Here is a 13,968-nt window from a genome sequence, read left to right on the forward strand (position 1 = left end):
ACTCCTTTATAAAGTCGCGACCGGTTTCATCGCTTCAAATGGATTTTTGCAATTTTTGCAGTATAGAATGCTCCTGCATGCGGACGGGCCGAATATATTTTCCATCGTGACATAGGTTGACCCGCAGTAGGGGCAGTCGATTTCCCACGGATCTCCCCGTTTATGGTGGGCAGGCGGCGGTGCAATCCCAAATTGTTTTAACTTTTCCCGCGTTTGTGGGGCTATTCTTTCTGTCGTCCACGGAGGCGTTTTCAAAAAAACAACTTGGACAAGAAACTCAGGATTGAGCTTTCTTACAGCGTTTTTCACTTCTTTTTCAATGAGAGGAAGCGCCGGGCATCCGCTGAATGTTGGAAGCAGCTTGACAACAATGGTGTTGCCGTTTATCCCGGCATCTTCAAACATGCCGAGCTCGACAATATTGATAGCCGGCATTTCCGGGTCTTTTACTTGTTCGAGCGCCTGCCGTATTTTTTCTTTCCACATCGCTCATGCCTCCTTTTTCCGGCAAGGATGCTTACCAATAGGCCGCTTGTTGGTCAGATATATATACTTCCTGCAAGATCGACAACGCTTCTTTCAGGTCTTCCGTATGTTCGCCACTCCTGCCGTCCCCGTGCAACATTTGCGGCTTTCCTGCTTGCTGGAATCCGACCTGACGGAAAATGGCTGTCACCTCATCTAGCCAGGACGCTTCCAGTTTTGCTTCGGAATCAATAAGTCCGCAACCCGCCATGTCATTTCCGAACGGTCCCAAAGTAATGACGCCGAAAAACTCATTCCATACCCGGCGGATGGCGTTTTCCATCCTCATTCTTGCTTCTTTCGTGCTCGACATTAATTGGTTGAACCATGTTTTCCAATGGAGAAGATGGTAATATTGCTCCGTCAGTATTTTTCCGGCTGTTTGCGCAAGCGGTTCGTAGCTGGACCGGCTGAGTGACTCAAGACGGATTTGGTTGAAGACGGCATAAAACAAATGGCGAACGACCGTAAACGCCCAGTCATAGTTTGGCTTGTGCAAATAAGTCCCTGTCCCGTTTGCCATTTCCAAAAGAACGGCATTCCTAAATTCCCCGGGTTTTCGCAAATGGGAAAGATCATCCATTTTTCCTTCCCCTAATTCTTCCAGCAACTGGTAGTACATTTTTGCATGGCCCATCGTATCCTGGTTAATGGAAGAAAATGCGACATCCTCTTCAATATGGGGTGCCAGACCGAGCCATTCTGATCCCCTGTATGCATGAATCAGGTTGTCATCGGCCAGCAAATACAAAAGTTCCTTTAAGGCTTTCTGCTCTAACTCCATTCCCGTCACCTCATATCTGCTCTGTCTTGATCCCCTCATCGAGCTTTCTCCATTTGGAAGGCAAATCGGCATAGCCTTTTGTTTCCCTGTAGGCTTTGTCAAGCGGGCGGAAAGCTTCCCTTTCTTCCTGCCGCATCATGCGGATGTCGGAACGCTTCACGACCCATAATTGTTCGACAGGTTCTCTTCTGAAAAAGTTTTCTTTTGCCAGAATAAAGGCCATTTCCCGGTTTGGCGCAAGCAAACTGAAGCGGTGTTCAAGCGGCAGTCCATCCTTCTTTCTGCTGAATACCTCGTATTCTTCGTAAAACGTATGATTCGGCATATGAACCCTCTCCTGAATAAAAATCGATTTTATCCCGGCAGCAAAGCGGGAGATGCTGTATAAGCGCTGAGTGCGTCCCTTACCCATTGGCTGTCCATGTACGATTCTCTTCTGAGGGAAAGCCGTTCATCTGTTTTCGGCCCATTCCCTTTTATAATCTGTTTAAACGCTTCCCAATCCGGTTCTTTGTAGGCCCATTGCTGTGTATCCTCTTCGAAATGCAGGGTGTCATCCGGGATGGTGAGCCCCATTTTTTTGATTTTCGGCACGTATTTCGTTAAAAATTCCTGGCGTAGTTCTTCATTTGTTTTTGTCCGGAGTTTATATTTGATATTGATATCCACACTTGACCTCCCTGTTTCTTTTGCCGATTTCGGCCCGAAAAAAGCGAGGAGCGGTTCCCACCAGCGCGTTAAAGCCTCTTGCAGCATTTGCTTTTGTGCTTTTGTGCCCGTGGCCAGTGCAAGGCAAAGGCTTTCCCCGTGTTTTGCATGGAACGACTCTTCCTGGCATATTCTTTTAAGCGCTCTTCCATACGGGCCGTAAGACGTTTTTAACATCATCGTCTGGGTTAAAATCGCCGCCCCGTCCACAAGCCACGCGATAATCGCTGCATCTGCCCATGTCGGGGACGGCATATGGAACACATTATGGAATTTCAACCGTTTGGCAAAAAGGTCGTTGAACAGGTCATCGCGCGTTTTTCCGAGCGGTTTGATTAAATCTTCGACTACGCGCAATAACAGCTGTCCGTGACCCATTTCATCCTGGACTTTCGCCATGATGGCCAGTTTTCTGTGCAGCGTCGGCGCTTTTGGCACCCACTCTTTTTCAGGAAAAGCTCCCATTATTTCGCTGATCCCGTGCATCGAAATCAGCCGGATCAGCTGGTGTCGGTATTCATCCGGCATCCAATCATCGGCCTCAATTTTTTCATCGTTTTCGATCCGATGCATAAAATGCTCGTATTTTTCTTCTTCACTTAATTTTGAAAACGCTTTCTCCCTAAACAATCTTAAAGCACCCCTTTTCCCTGTTAAATGGGCATAGAAGCAGATTTCCTTATAATCCGGATGGCTTTGCCCTCGGAACGCGGAATGGCCATCGGCGGTACGAGGTTGACATCCATATGCACGAAACATTTGCTTTTGATCTGGCGGGAAATCTCGTTCTTGAGTTGCCGTGCATACTCATGTTGCAAATCTTCGCCGATTGACCTGAAAACGGGCTCCCGGATTTCAACATGGAGCAAAACTTTATCCAGCGCACCATCATTTGCGATTTCAAGCTGATAGTGCGGTACAAGTTCCTTTATGTCCAGAAGGGCGCTTTCAATTTCCGACGGGAAAACATTCACGCCCCGGATGATGAGCATGTCATCAATCCGCCCTTTTATTCTTGAGATTCTGAGCGTTGTTCTGCCGCAGCGGCATTTTTCCCGGTTGATGGACGCGATGTCGCCGGTGCGGTAACGGATAACCGGCAAAGCTTCTTTGGTCAGGCTCGTAAACACCAATTCCCCATCCCGGCCATCCGGCACAGGCTCCAACGTTTCAGGATCAATTACTTCCACGTAAAAATGATCTTCCGGCACATGCAGGCCGTCCTGCGCTTCCTTGCACTCCACGGCGACACCCGGCCCCATCACTTCGCTCAAGCCGTATATATCCATTGCTTTGATATCCAATCTTTCTTCAAGTGTCTTCCGCAATTCATTTGACCATGGCTCAGCGCCGAAAATCCCGTATTTCAGGCTTGTTTTTCGCGGATCCAGCCCCATTTTTTCCATTTTGTCCGCAATATTTAAAACATAAGACGGGGTGCCGCAAATGACGGTTGGTTTTAAATCTTCAATCAATGTAATCTGCCTTTCTGTATTCCCACCGGAAACCGGCACAGTCGCCATTCCTAATTTTTCCGATCCCCCGTGCAGGCCCAGCCCTCCGGTAAACAGGCCGTAACCATAGGCATTATGCAAAACGCCGCCCGGTTTTCCGCCACAGGCAGCAATGGCCCGTGCGACAATGTCAGCCCAGTTGTCGATATCCTTTTTTGTGTAGGCAACGACTGTCGGTTTTCCGCTTGTGCCGCTCGAAGCATGGAGACGAACAATCCGATCCATCGACGCTGCAAAAAGGCCGTACGGATAATGGTCACGCAAATCTTTTTTTACGGTAAACGGCAATTTGCGGATATCGCTAAGCGTATGGATATCATCCGGTGCAAGACGGCGCTCCTTTAATTTAGCGCGGTAAAAGGGAACCTTTTCATATACTGCATTCACCGTTTGCTTTAATCTCTCCAATTGCAGCCATTCCAGTTCCTCTCTGTTGAGCGTTTCCATTTGTTCATTAAAAATCATGATTTCCCACCCCTTTGTTCGTTCAAAACCAAAACCGGTTTCCTTTCGATTCACTTGTGGGCTGATCACTTATGATGCATAAAATTGGGCATTGGCAGCGATATACTGTTGTTCGGATTCTGGGACATCTTCTTCGGCAAAAATGGCTCCCACCGGGCAGACGGCGGCACATGCGGCACAGTCAATGCAAATATCCGGATCGATATAATACATATTCGTTCCTTCATGGATGGCATCTACAGGGCAGACTTCCACGCATTCTGCAGATTTTTCATGTCTGCAAGGTGATGTGATCACAAACGCCATTTTTTCACCCCCTTGTTAAACCTTCACCTTTTCAAACAGGCTGGTGCTATGCTGCGGCTGCTTGCGGGCGGCCGGATCGAGATAAACTTTTGCGCTTGCGATGGCTGTCGCTGCTTCTCCAAATCCCTGGGCGATCAGCTTTACCTTGCCGTCAAACGTTGTCACATCACCCGCCGCAAATATGCCTTCGATGTTTGTCCGCATCGCCGAATCTACGACAATCGCATTCTTATCAAAATGCAAGCCGATCTTTTTAATCGCCGCGAGGTTTGAGATAAAACCGTAATGGACAAGCAATTCATCAATTTGAAACGTCAGCTGATCTCCGCTGTTCACCTTTTCAATGGTGACAGTTTTGATTTTCAATCCGTCCCCGTCCAAATCTTTCAACAGGTATGGCGTAAAAATTTCCACGCTTGAACGTTTCATGGTTTCCACGCTTTGTTCATGCGCACGGAAATGATCGCGGCGGTGCACAATTTTAACGCTTTTTGCGACCGGCTCCAGCATCAGCGCCCAGTCTACAGCCGAGTCTCCCCCTCCAAGAATGCAAACCTCTTTCCCTTTGAATTTGCGCATATCATTCACAAAATAATGGAGGTTTTTGTTTTCGTATTGCAATGCCTGTTCGTGTTCAATCCGGCGCGGCTGGCATGCCCCGATACCGGCTGTGATCAAGACCGTTTTTGAAAAATGGAGGCCTGATCCTGTTTCGATGCGAAAGGTGCCGCGGCCGGTTTTCTTCACATCCTGCACCGTTTCGTTCAGCACAATCGTTGGATGAAATTGCATGGCTTGTTCGATTAACCGGTCGGCCAATGATTGCGCTTTCACTTTTGGCATGCCGGCTACATCATAAATGTATTTTTCGGGGTAAAGCGCGGCAAGCTGCCCGCCAAGTTGCGGCATGCTTTCAATGATTTTAACTCTCATTTGCCGCAAGCCGCCGTAAAAAGCCGCAAATAAACCAACAGGCCCGCCGCCGATAATTGTCACATCATAAACGGTTTCGTCCATCAACCGCCCTCCTTTTTATCATTTTAATTTATATAACGTTTTTAACACGTTATATATTGTTTTTGATATATAAATAGTAGCATCGGACATTTTTGCTGTCAATATTCGAATTAAAATTTTTTAACCATTTTTCTGATGATTCTTTTAACCGGTGTTTTATAAGCGAAAAAAAAAACGGAGCATCACTTTGCTCCGTTTTTTTCTCCATTATTCCGTTTACAAGCCGCATTTTAATTGTGCGCCGCAGTTATCGCATGTATTGCAGCCGCCGATCTCTTTAACTTTCCCTTTCCGACAGATCGGGCAGGTATCGCCGATTTCGTTGCCGTATGTGACGTTTGTTGACCGGATATCCGGGATGGTATCAACCAGGACGACATGCTGTTTCGCGTGTTTCACTTCCGCTTTTTCCTGTTTTTCTTCCTGTGGTTCTTCTGCTTTCAATGTCAGGACTTGCGAATCCCGGCTCCCGTCCACATAAACGGTTCCGCCTTTCGCGCCGCCCTTATACAGGCGTTCGTACACTTTTTCCACCTGTTCAACCGTGTAGCCGCGCGGGGCGTTGACCGTTTTCGAAATCGAGCTGTCCACCCAGCGCTGGATAACGCATTGGACATCGGCATGGGCTTCCGGTGCAAGATCCATCGCGGTTACAAACCAGTTTGGCAGATGGTCTTTGTCCGTTTCCGGGTGCTTATCCAGATACTCCTGGACGATATCCGCATTGACCTCGATAAATTTGCCGAGGCGCCCGCTGCGGAAATAGGAAAAGGAAAAATACGGTTCCAGCCCAGTGGAAACGCCAACCATGGTGCCGGTCGATCCGGTTGGTGCAACGGTTAGCAGATGGGAGTTCCGGATGCCGTGTTTTAAAATCGCCTTGCGGATGTCTTCCGGCATGTTTTTCATATAGCCGGTTTCCGTGAATGCATGGCGCAGGCGGTTTGTCTCTTCTTCGCTTTCACCCGTTAAAAACGGGAAACTCCCCTTTTCTTTTGCGATCTCAATGGATGCGCGGTATGCTTCGGTCGCGATCGTTTCAAACACTTTGTCGACAAGTTTATTGCCTTCTTCGGATCCGTATTCTTTTTCCATATAAATGAGAAGGTCGGCTAAGCCCATAACGCCAAGGCCGACACGCCGTTCCCCGAGCGCCTGTTTTTTGTTTTCTTTCAGGAAGTACGGGGTCGCGTCAATGACATTGTCCTGCATGCGGACGCCGGTATGGACGGTTTGTTTCAATTGGTCCCAGCGCACTTCTTTCGTTTCTTTGTCGACCATTTTTGCAAGATTGACCGCTGCGAGGTTGCAGACGGAATAGGGCGCGAGCGGTTGCTCTCCGCAAGGATTCGTTGCGACGACTTTCTGGCCGTATGCTTTTGCGTTTGTCATGTCGTTGGCGTTGTCGATAAAGAAGACGCCCGGTTCCGCCGAGTAAGTCGCGCAGATGTTAATCAAATTCCAAAGTTCTTTTGCTTTGATTTTGCGGTAGACGCGCACTTTGCGGCCGAGTTTTTCCCATTCGCGCACATCGCCGATTTTATGCCATTCTTCATTATATATGCGCATTTCTTCTTCGCTGTAATTTTCCACATCCGGAAATTTCAGTTCGAATTCCGCGTCTTGTTCAACTGCTTCCATAAATTCTTTTGTGAGGCAGACGGAAATATTGGCGCCGGTTAAAAATTCCGGATTATGGACGGTGTAATGCCCGCCTGTTGCCAGTTTTTCTTCCGCCTCTTTCATGACTTCGTCCGTAAAGCCGCCCTGTCCCGGAATATGTTTGTAGTTCACAATCCCATGGTACATTTGCCTTTCCATTTCGGAAAGCGGCGTGAATTTCAATTTGTCGTGGGCTAGCTTGCGGATCCACTCATCGTTCGTATTTTCGATCAGGAAACGCAAAATCCGCGGATTCTGCATTTTCGAAATGATAAATTCGACAATGTCCGGATGCCAGACAGCCAGCATGATCATTTGCGCTCCCCTGCGACTGCCGCCCTGTTCGACCAGGTGCGTGAGTTTGGCGATGTCATCGAGCCATGAGACAGAGCCGCTTGATTTGCCGTTGACGCCCCTTGCCAGCGTATTGCGCGGGCGCAGCGTCGAACCGTTTGTCCCAACCCCGCCGCCGCGGCTCATAATTTCCATCACTTGTTTGCGGTGTTCGGAAATGCCTTCCCGCGAATCCGGTACAAACGGCATCACATAACAATTAAAATAAGTAACTTCCGTTTCCGACCCTGCGCCGTAGAGGACGCGGCCTGCCGGGATGAAGTTTAAGTTTTTCAGTTCATTGTAAAACTTCCCAAACCATTCTTTCCGTTTCTCTTCTGTTTTTTCCACTGCCGCTAAGCCGGTTGCATTCCGTTTTGCGATTTGTTCGTAGTAGACTTCAAGCGGCTTCTCAATGATATCAAGCGGCCTTTTGATGACCCCTGTTTCTCTTTCATCCGGGTGTTCCAGGGCCTGGCGGTAATCTTCTTCAATTAAGACTTCCGCTTCATTTTTTTCCCAGTCGATTTCTTTGATGACGCCGAGCCCCCTGGCCGGAAATTTCGGGTCTTCTTTAATCGTGAGGACAACAAAATCGCCCTTGCCCAATGTGACTTTTTCCGTGTCTTTAAACGCGTATCTGTCAATCATGACAAGCCTTGAAACGCCTTTGTACGTGATGTTCATATCCGGTGTAATCGGATGGACCTGCGGAAATAAGCGGATATCTTCGTTCAGCTTCTCCACATCCCATAATTTTTCTGTCGAAGCAACAGACATAACGACAACTCCTTCTCTATTTCTCCATGCAAATTCTCTGGTGGTTCTGCCTCCTTTAAAATAGCACACCGCAGGCAAAAATCGCAAGCAAAAACACTAGATATTGTATTGACATTTTGTTTTTATATACCATATATTGTAGTTAGGTCAAACCTCTTTCTTTTTGTCAAATAAAAAAAAGAATAAGACATGCTGAAAATGCGAGAAATCCCCCGAAAAAGCAGGCAAATCCGGGCATAACGAAAAAATTTGCCGCTTGCATCAAAAAAGCAGCCATAAAAAGCGCGGCACAAAAGGAAATAGCGAAAAAGCATGCCTCTGGCCGCTAAAAAAACAAATGTTCATTTATCTCTTAAAATTCCATTCATCCGACCTGTACCGCCTGTCTGCCAGTTCTTCCACATACGCCTGTTGCGCCGGCGTCAAGGTGTACGGTTCCAGCCGGATGCCGAGCCCTTCTTCAAACCCCTTATGGAAAGCCTCTTTTGCTTCCCCGTATGTGACGGGAACGGTGCGTAGTTCATTGATTGCAACCGCCTTCTGCTTAAAACTCCGCTGCATTCTTTCCCTCACCCTGTCACTCGGATATTTAAACAGGCTGAACAGCTTCTCCTCATCCATATCGAGCAAAATCGAGCCGTGCTGCAAAATGACGCCTTTCTGCCGCGTCTGCGCGCTGCCGGCGACTTTTCTCCCTTCCACGACCAGTTCGTACCAGCTCGGCGTATCAAAACAAACCGAAGAATGCGGGGATCTTAGCGCCTCCCGTTCTGCTTCCGTCCGCGGCACCGCAAAATACGCCTCAAGGCCGAGCGCACGAAATCCCCTGACAAGCCCTTCCGAAATCACACGGTAGGCTTCCGTGACCGTTTTCGGCATATCCGGATGCGCTTCCGATACGATCACGCTGTAGGTCAGCTCGTGCTCGTGCAAAACAGCCCTTCCCCCTGTCGGACGCCGGACAAAGCCGAGCCCGTATCGTTTTACCGCTTCGAGATCGATTTCCTGTTTTGCCCGCTGGAAATACCCGATTGAAAGGGTGGCCGGATCCCAGCCGTAAAAGCGGATGGCGGGCGGGATCTCCCCTTTGCTGTGCCAGTCGAGCAGGGCCTCATCCAGCGCCATGTTAAAAAACGGCGGACAGTGGCCTGAATCTACAAACAACCAGGTTTCTTTTCCCATATGAACCCCTCTTCTTAAAAATATCACTTTACCAGTTTACCAAAAAACGACGAAAAACGGCAAAGCCCCGCTCACGTTTGTGCCGGTTTTTCCGCTAACATTAAAAACTCAAGGGCTACAGGCTTTTCAGGCGGAAAAACTGAAAAAATAGCGGTGACATGGCTTTCTGAAAAAAAGATTTTGATTCAGAAGCGCAACACGAATATAATAGTAGATAGCGCATCAGGTAAGAAAGGGGGCATGCAGATGTCACAATCGTGGTACACAGTCATCATTGTTATTGTTGCGGTAGCGGCGTATACACTCGCCAGATACTACCGGCAGAAAAAAATCCTGAAAAGCTTGACGGAAGAAGAATTCAAGGCGGGTTACCGCAAAGCGCAGCTCATTGATGTGCGCGAACCGAATGAATTTGCAAACGGACATATTTTAGGCGCCCGCAATATTCCGCTGTCTCAGCTGAAAATGAGATTAAAAGAGATCCGGACCGATAAACCGGTTTATTTATATTGCCAGAACGGGACGCGCACCGGGCGCGCCGCTGAAATGCTTTATAAAAACGGCTGCCGCGACCTTTACCAGTTGAAAGGCGGCTTTAAAAACTGGACAGGCAAAATCAAATCAGGGAAATAAAAAAATGCCGCGGCTTTGCCGCGGCATTTTTCCTTTTATTTTTTCACATAACGCAAAACCGGTTTTCGCGCCGCCCGCGTTTCATCCAGGCGTTTGACAATGGTTGTATGCGGGGCTTCCTGGACGATTTCCGGATTTTCCTCCGCTTCTTTTGCGATTTGGATCATCGCATCAATAAAGGCATCCAGCGTTTCCTTCGACTCGGTTTCCGTCGGCTCAATCATCATGCACTCTTCCACGTTGAGCGGAAAATACACGGTTGGCGGATGGAAGCCAAAATCAAGCAGCCGCTTGGCGATATCAAACGTCCGCACCCCGAGTTTTTTCTGGCGCCTGCCGCTTAACACAAATTCATGCTTACAATGGCGGTCATATGGTAGGTCGTAGTACGGCGCCAGCTTCCGCATCATATAATTGGCATTGATCACCGCATTCTCGGTCACTTCCCGCAAGCCGTCCGGCCCCATTGAACGGATATACGTATAGGCCCGGACATTGATGCCGAAATTGCCGTAAAACGGCTTCACCCTGCCGATTGATTGCGGCCGGTCTTCATCCAGATAATAGCGGCCGCCTTTTTTCGCAACAACCGGCACCGGCAAAAACGGGACCAGCTCTTTTTTGACGCCGACCGGACCCGAACCCGGGCCGCCGCCGCCGTGCGGGCCTGTAAATGTTTTATGAAGATTCAGGTGGACAACATCGAATCCCATATCGCCCGGGCGCGCCTTCGCAAGCACGGCATTCAGGTTGGCGCCGTCATAATACAGTTTGCCGCCCGCCTCATGGATAATTTCTGCAATTTCAAGAATATGCGCTTCAAACAGCCCGAGCGTATTCGGATTGGTAAGCATGAGCGCTGCGGTATCTTCCCCGGCAATTTTTCTTAAGTCGTCGAGATCCACAAGCCCTTCTTCATTCGACTTCACAGTGACCGTTTCGAAGCCGGCAACGGTCGCGGAAGCCGGGTTGGTGCCGTGGGCGGAGTCGGGAATGATCACTTTTGTCCGCTTTGTATCCCCGTTTGCTTCATGGAAAGCGCGGATCAGCATCAGCCCGGTCCATTCCCCGTGGGCGCCGGCAGCAGGCTGCAAGGTCACTTCATCCATGCCGGTAATCTCTTTTAAATGTTCCTGCAGGTCATACATCAGCCCGAGCGCCCCCTGGACGGTGCTTTCATCCTGAAGCGGATGGATATGGGCAAATCCCGGAAAGCGCGCAACCGTTTCATTGATTTTCGGATTGTATTTCATCGTGCAGGATCCGAGCGGGTAAAAACCGGAATCGACGCCGTGGTTGTTTTCTGACAGCTTTGTGTAGTGCCGCATTAAATCCAGTTCCGACACTTCCGGCAGTTCCGCATCCTGTTTGCGAATGTATTCAGGCGGAAAAAGGCCAGCAGCATCCACTTCCGGCACGTCCATTTCCGGCAGGCTATACGCGATCCGGCCTGGTTTGGACCGTTCAAAAATCAGCGACATTTCTTCATTTTCCATAGCACACGACCCCCATTTCTTCAGCCAATTGGTCAATCTCTTCTTTTGACCGCAATTCCGTCACGGCAATAAGCATGCAACCGGCAAATTCCGGGTAATCCTTGCCCGCATCATAGCCGCCGATGATTTTTTTCTGTAATAAATGTTCATTTACTTCTTGAACGCTTTTTGGCAATTTCACGGGAAACTCATTGAAAAAAGGAGACGAAAACGGGATTTCAAACCCTTTTTCCGCCAATTTCCTTTTCGCGTACTGTGCTTTTGCAATATTGGCCAGTGCCATTTCTTTTACGCCCTTTTTGCCGAGGGCGCTCATGGCCACCGATGCGGCAAGGGCATTGAGCGCCTGGTTTGAGCAAATATTGGACGTTGCTTTGTCGCGGCGGATATGCTGTTCGCGCGCCTGGAGCGTCAGCACATACCCCCTTTTCCCGTCCTCATCGACTGTTTCGCCAACAAGCCGGCCCGGTATTTTCCGCATCAGTTTTGACGTTGTCGCAAAGTAGCCGCAATGCGGGCCGCCGAATGCAGCCGGAATGCCGAAGACCTGGCAGTCGCCGGTTGTGATATCGGCGCCGAAATCGCCCGGCGGCGCAAGCACCCCTAAGGCAAGCAGATTGGCGGATACAACAAACAAAGCTTTTTCGCCATGGGCCAGTTCGCCGATTTCTTTTAACCGTTCAAGCGAACCGAAAAAGTTCGGGTATTGGACGATGACGGCAGCTGTCCCGCCGTCTATTTGTTTTTTGGCCGCTTCCAGGTCGGTACAGCCGTCTGCGAGCGGTATTTCTTCCACGGTGATGCCCTGTCCCCTGGCATACGTATGTAAAACGGCCCGGTATTCCGGATGGACAGCTTTTGAAACCAATATTTTCTTCCTCTTCGTCTGCCCGGCCGCAAGCATGGCCGCTTCAGCCATGGACGTGCCGCCGTCATACATCGAGGAATTGGCCACATCCATGCCGGTCAGCCCGCAAATCATCGTCTGGAATTCAAAGATGGCCTGCAGTTCCCCTTGCGAGATTTCCGGCTGGTAAGGGGTATAGGCCGTATAAAATTCGGATCTTGAGATCACATGGTCCACGACCGTTGGAATATAGTGGTCATAAACCCCCGCCCCCAAAAAAGAGGCATATTCTTTTAAATTGGCATTTTTCCCGGCAAGTTCTGACAGTTCTTTTAACAGCGCCGTTTCCGATTTTGCTTTTTTGATCCGGTAATCCCCTTTAAACCGCACTTTTTCGGGGATGTCGGAAAACAGTTCCCCGGCACTTCGGACCCCGATCGCATCCAGCATCTCGCGTTTATCTTCTTCCGTCATCGGCAGGTAACGGTGCATCACTTTTCCCCCTCCCCGTTTTTTTGCTTTTTATAGAACGGTGTTTGGACAACGACGGCTTTGATCTTTTTGGAACGAACATCCACTTCTACTTCGGTGCCGGGCGCGTCCCACGGTACACGCAAAAGGGCAAGGCCGATATTTTTCTTTAAAGTCGGCGACTGTGTCCCGGTTGTCACCATGCCAATCCGTTCATCCCCTGCATAAACGCTGTATCCGTGGCGCGGAATGCCGCGGCCGGTCATCTCGATGCCGGCAAGGCGCCGTTTCAGGCCTTCTGCTTTCTGTGCAAGGAGCGCCTGTTTCCCGATAAAATCCGCTTCTTTCTTAAGCTTTACAGCAAACCCGATGCCGGCTTCAAGCGGGGAAATGTCTTCTGCCAATTCCTGGCCGTAAAGGCAGAGCCCGGCTTCAAAGCGGAGCGTATCCCTCGACCCGAGCCCGCACGGCAAAACGCCTTTTTCCCGGCCCTTCGCCAATATTTCGTCCCACAGCTTTGGCGCATCTTCACTGCGGCAGTAAATTTCAAAGCCGTCTTCGCCCGTGTAACCGGTTCTCGAAAGCAGCACTTTACAACCGGCAACATTTGCGTTTTCAATAAATGAAAACGATGGAATGGTAAAAACATCCGCTTCTGGCGCAAGTTTTTGCATTACTTCCGCAGCAAGCGGCCCCTGGAGCGCGAGCTGGGCAACGTTTACGCTGATGTCCGTTATAGAAACATCCTCCGTCCGGTGTGAAACAAGCCATTTGTAATCTTTTTCCGTATTGGCGGCATTCACCACGAGCCAATACCGGTTTTCGCCCAATTGGTAAACCAGCAAATCATCGACTGTGCCGCCGGCTTCATTGCACATGGCGGTATATTGGGCAGCACCCGGCTTCAATTTGGACACATCGTTCGTCATCATTTTTTGAAGGAAGCCAAGGCTTTGAGGCCCCTCCACCAGGATTTCGCCCATATGCGAAACATCAAACAGGCCAGCCCGTGTGCGGACGGCTTCGTGTTCGGCTTTAATGCCCGAAAATTGCACCGGCAGTTCCCAACCGCCGAAACCGGTCGTTTTTGCGCCGTATTTCCGGTATACATCATATAATGGCGTCCGTTTTAATTCCGGCATTAGTACCCCTCCATTCTGTTTTTTATCCGGATGTGGATCCGGGAGCAAAAAAACAGGGAATATTCCGCCTGCTTCACGAAATATTCCCTGTCCTTGCACCTGA

The 13,968-nt window shown here is 49.4% G+C and carries 13 protein-coding genes; 1 reads left to right on the forward strand and 12 read right to left on the reverse strand.

Annotated elements, in window-relative coordinates; translation table 11 throughout:
• Positions 1-6: 6 nt before the first annotated feature.
• From paaD to NST70_RS09220, 9 genes are all read right to left on the reverse strand, one after another.
• Entirely contained in the window at positions 7-486 is a 480-nt protein-coding gene (gene paaD / locus NST70_RS09180; protein WP_035187973.1) for a 1,2-phenylacetyl-CoA epoxidase subunit PaaD, read from the reverse strand.
• A gap of 31 nt (positions 487-517) precedes the next feature.
• Positions 518-1,309, reverse strand: coding sequence for a 1,2-phenylacetyl-CoA epoxidase subunit PaaC (gene paaC, locus NST70_RS09185; RefSeq protein ID WP_035187970.1), 792 nt, complete (start codon positions 1,307-1,309; stop codon positions 518-520).
• 10 nt (positions 1,310-1,319) lie between these two features.
• Positions 1,320-1,634, reverse strand: a complete 315-nt coding sequence (gene paaB, locus NST70_RS09190) for a 1,2-phenylacetyl-CoA epoxidase subunit PaaB (protein WP_026683255.1) — start codon at positions 1,632-1,634, stop codon at positions 1,320-1,322.
• 29 nt (positions 1,635-1,663) lie between these two features.
• Positions 1,664-2,590, reverse strand: a complete 927-nt coding sequence (gene paaA / locus NST70_RS09195; RefSeq protein ID WP_328221013.1) for a 1,2-phenylacetyl-CoA epoxidase subunit PaaA — start codon at positions 2,588-2,590, stop codon at positions 1,664-1,666.
• A gap of 80 nt (positions 2,591-2,670) precedes the next feature.
• Positions 2,671-3,996 (reverse strand): AMP-binding protein, encoded by a 1,326-nt coding sequence (locus NST70_RS09200; RefSeq protein ID WP_035187965.1) that lies wholly within the window; start codon positions 3,994-3,996, stop codon positions 2,671-2,673.
• Between the two features lie 69 nt (positions 3,997-4,065).
• A complete protein-coding gene (locus NST70_RS09205) occupies positions 4,066-4,302 on the reverse strand; it encodes a 4Fe-4S binding protein (protein WP_026683252.1) in 237 nt (78 codons plus the stop codon).
• A 15-nt stretch (positions 4,303-4,317) separates the two neighbouring features.
• Complete coding sequence (locus NST70_RS09210; RefSeq protein WP_035187963.1) at positions 4,318-5,319, reverse strand: NAD(P)/FAD-dependent oxidoreductase; 1,002 nt, start codon at positions 5,317-5,319, stop codon at positions 4,318-4,320.
• A 216-nt stretch (positions 5,320-5,535) separates the two neighbouring features.
• Positions 5,536-8,094 (reverse strand): vitamin B12-dependent ribonucleotide reductase, encoded by a 2,559-nt coding sequence (locus NST70_RS09215; RefSeq protein WP_035187960.1) that lies wholly within the window; start codon positions 8,092-8,094, stop codon positions 5,536-5,538.
• A gap of 345 nt (positions 8,095-8,439) precedes the next feature.
• Positions 8,440-9,276 (reverse strand): biotin/lipoate A/B protein ligase family protein, encoded by an 837-nt coding sequence (locus NST70_RS09220; RefSeq protein ID WP_017553551.1) that lies wholly within the window; start codon positions 9,274-9,276, stop codon positions 8,440-8,442.
• A gap of 246 nt (positions 9,277-9,522) precedes the next feature.
• On the opposite strand from NST70_RS09220, the gene NST70_RS09225 reads away from it, so the two are divergent.
• Complete coding sequence (locus NST70_RS09225; RefSeq protein ID WP_019720600.1) at positions 9,523-9,909, forward strand: rhodanese-like domain-containing protein; 387 nt, start codon at positions 9,523-9,525, stop codon at positions 9,907-9,909.
• Positions 9,910-9,944: 35 nt separating this feature from the next.
• Here NST70_RS09225 and gcvPB read toward each other — a convergent pair whose 3' ends face one another.
• The 3 genes from gcvPB to gcvT are packed head-to-tail and all read right to left on the reverse strand — an operon-like array spanning position 9,945 to position 13,865.
• Complete coding sequence (gene gcvPB / locus NST70_RS09230; RefSeq protein WP_035187958.1) at positions 9,945-11,405, reverse strand: aminomethyl-transferring glycine dehydrogenase subunit GcvPB; 1,461 nt, start codon at positions 11,403-11,405, stop codon at positions 9,945-9,947.
• Positions 11,395-12,747, reverse strand: coding sequence for an aminomethyl-transferring glycine dehydrogenase subunit GcvPA (gene gcvPA / locus NST70_RS09235; RefSeq protein ID WP_029141284.1), 1,353 nt, complete (start codon positions 12,745-12,747; stop codon positions 11,395-11,397). The genes gcvPB and gcvPA overlap by 11 nt, the downstream gene beginning before the upstream one ends.
• Complete coding sequence (gene gcvT, locus NST70_RS09240; RefSeq protein ID WP_342474882.1) at positions 12,744-13,865, reverse strand: glycine cleavage system aminomethyltransferase GcvT; 1,122 nt, start codon at positions 13,863-13,865, stop codon at positions 12,744-12,746. The genes gcvPA and gcvT overlap by 4 nt, the downstream gene beginning before the upstream one ends.
• Positions 13,866-13,968 lie beyond the last annotated feature (103 nt).

Source organism: Weizmannia sp. FSL K6-0777 (assembly GCF_038593185.1).
Classification (GTDB): Bacteria; Bacillota; Bacilli; order Bacillales; family Bacillaceae_C; genus Weizmannia; species Weizmannia faecalis.

Excerpts from the sequence above, each read along its gene's own strand:
- NST70_RS09215 (WP_035187960.1), bottom strand. The coding sequence starts at position 8,094 with ATGTCTGTTGCTTCGACAGAAAAATTATGGGATGTGGAGAAGCTGAAC.
- NST70_RS09225 (WP_019720600.1), top strand. The coding sequence starts at position 9,523 with ATGTCACAATCGTGGTACACAGTCATCATTGTTATTGTTGCGGTAGCG.
- paaC (WP_035187970.1), bottom strand. The coding sequence starts at position 1,309 with ATGGAGTTAGAGCAGAAAGCCTTAAAGGAACTTTTGTATTTGCTGGCC.
- NST70_RS09200 (WP_035187965.1), bottom strand. The coding sequence starts at position 3,996 with ATGATTTTTAATGAACAAATGGAAACGCTCAACAGAGAGGAACTGGAA.
- NST70_RS09205 (WP_026683252.1), bottom strand. The coding sequence starts at position 4,302 with ATGGCGTTTGTGATCACATCACCTTGCAGACATGAAAAATCTGCAGAA.
- NST70_RS09220 (WP_017553551.1), bottom strand. The coding sequence starts at position 9,276 with ATGGGAAAAGAAACCTGGTTGTTTGTAGATTCAGGCCACTGTCCGCCG.
- paaB (WP_026683255.1), bottom strand. The coding sequence starts at position 1,634 with ATGCCGAATCATACGTTTTACGAAGAATACGAGGTATTCAGCAGAAAG.
- gcvT (WP_342474882.1), bottom strand. The coding sequence starts at position 13,865 with ATGCCGGAATTAAAACGGACGCCATTATATGATGTATACCGGAAATAC.
- paaA (WP_328221013.1), bottom strand. The coding sequence starts at position 2,590 with ATGCATCGGATCGAAAACGATGAAAAAATTGAGGCCGATGATTGGATG.
- gcvPB (WP_035187958.1), bottom strand. The coding sequence starts at position 11,405 with ATGGAAAATGAAGAAATGTCGCTGATTTTTGAACGGTCCAAACCAGGC.
- NST70_RS09210 (WP_035187963.1), bottom strand. The coding sequence starts at position 5,319 with ATGGACGAAACCGTTTATGATGTGACAATTATCGGCGGCGGGCCTGTT.
- paaD (WP_035187973.1), bottom strand. The coding sequence starts at position 486 with ATGTGGAAAGAAAAAATACGGCAGGCGCTCGAACAAGTAAAAGACCCG.